Consider the following 1,790-nt stretch of genomic DNA (forward strand, 5'->3'; position numbering starts at 1 on the left):
ATAAGTATTTATCTGACTGTCTGACAAGTTGCAGAACATATCAACCGTGCTTGGATCTCGTTCATGGTTGATTGTTTTAGGCTTGGATTTCTGTTTAAAGCTGAATGAAAACCCAATGATTGAACGTCCTCGCTTATGTTGCTCGTATTCTGCCTTAATGTCGGTATGGTCGTTAATTTGTTGAATAGCAGGCTCTAATACTCGTCTTTTAAACGATTCCATCCGTTGATGCTCTGTGTCCAATACACCAAGTCTTGACCTCAATTCCTTAGTTTCAAGCATTGATACTTTCCCAGTGCTACGCCATGCAATTAGTAGTTCATATAAACGTATGGCATAGGCACTCGTTAGGCTACTTACCTGCTCCAGTTCATAACTGGTGAAATGCTTCTCTAGGTTGGTGATCAGTGGCACAACATCATCTGAAAACCTGATACGGACAAGGGCTTCATTTTCAACATAGGACACACGCTGTACCCATCGGCTCATAACATTCTCAAGATTGCCTTTAGCCGTTAATTTTTGGTAACTAAAGCGACGCTCAAACAAGTTTTTGCAAGCATCCTTTAAGACTTTGTAGGCGGTGTTTCTATGGACATTGAAATGGTTAATGTAGCTTTCTGCATGGATAGTTAAATCACGGTCACTAGGGATATTAGACTCCCTCGCCTCCAGTATTGCTAAAAGGATTAGGCGTTGTTCTGCAAGGTCTAAATTATAACTGGCATTGATCAGCGCATTATCCTTAACGACTAGGTCTTTTTTCATACATAGCAACTTATTCGAATTTTGTTGTTATAGCAACATTATATAACAATGTTGTAATATGCAAGATAAACGTTGCTATATTGCAAGATAAACGTTGCTATATTGCAAGATAAACGTTGCTATATTGCAAGATAAACGTTGCTATATAAAGTCTGAAACCATTGCTATATAAGGATTTCAGTCACCCTAAAAATTAAAAAAAATAAAAAAATTAAAAAAGAGGGGAGGGGTCAAAATTGCCCTATGTACTCGCTAAAGCTCGTACTTTATTGAAGCTCGCAAGCTCGCTTCGAGGGGCAATTTTTCGGTTAATCCTGTTTGTGAAATCTAAAAGCAAAAGCAACTATGAATTCGCTTCGCTCATAAGGCTTTATGCTCGCTTCGCTCGGTCTAGGTGCAGATTTCAACATGAAAATATAGATTTTCTAGGGTTCAAGTCATTTAAAAGCGGTTTTTCAGAGGGTCGAGGCGCAAATTTTCTTTGTGTCAGCTCGTAGACACTCGCTTAAATATTTTTTTTGAAAAATATACTGTGTCCAAAGACTGAAACAATGGTGACACAGTAGATAGACACAGTAGTCAGACACACTTGATTGACTTGAGTTTGTGACTTAAACGGTAACGCCACCGCTACGCTACCCTCTAAAACCTGCGCTATCGCTGGGTTTTAGCCCGAAAGGGTTCGGGACGGGTTGGCTAGATCGCTAGGGCGATCTTACCTACACCGAAGCCCCCGTCTGCGCGCCTGCGGCGCACGACCACCCCCTTTCTGACAAGTGGGGAGCTTCTTCGCTACGCAAAGAACTCCCCGACTTGCTTCACCGAAAGAGGGTGGTCGTGCGCTTCGCTTCGACGGGGGTGGCGTTGCCCCCACTGCGGAGTAAGATCTCGGCTCGCTTCGCTTGCTCGACGCTTACTCCTTGCGGCTCCCCCACGGCCTCTCTCGCTGGGGCTTCGAGGCTGCTTCGCTTTCGCTCGCACTCCTTCGGAGCTTGCGACCGCTTGGGGCGGTCGGTCACGGC

General features: G+C 44.1%; 1 protein-coding gene. It reads right to left on the reverse strand.

Features of this window, described 5'->3' with window-relative positions; genetic code table 11:
* The coding region (gene repM / locus FTV38_RS17330) for a replication initiation protein RepM (RefSeq protein ID WP_180023027.1) at positions 1-768 on the reverse strand (768 nt) is incomplete at its 3' end.
* Positions 769-1,790: the final 1,022 nt, after the last annotated feature.

Source organism: Acinetobacter sp. YH16044 (genome assembly GCF_013417145.1).
GTDB classification, from domain to species: Bacteria; Pseudomonadota; Gammaproteobacteria; order Pseudomonadales; family Moraxellaceae; genus Acinetobacter; species Acinetobacter amyesii.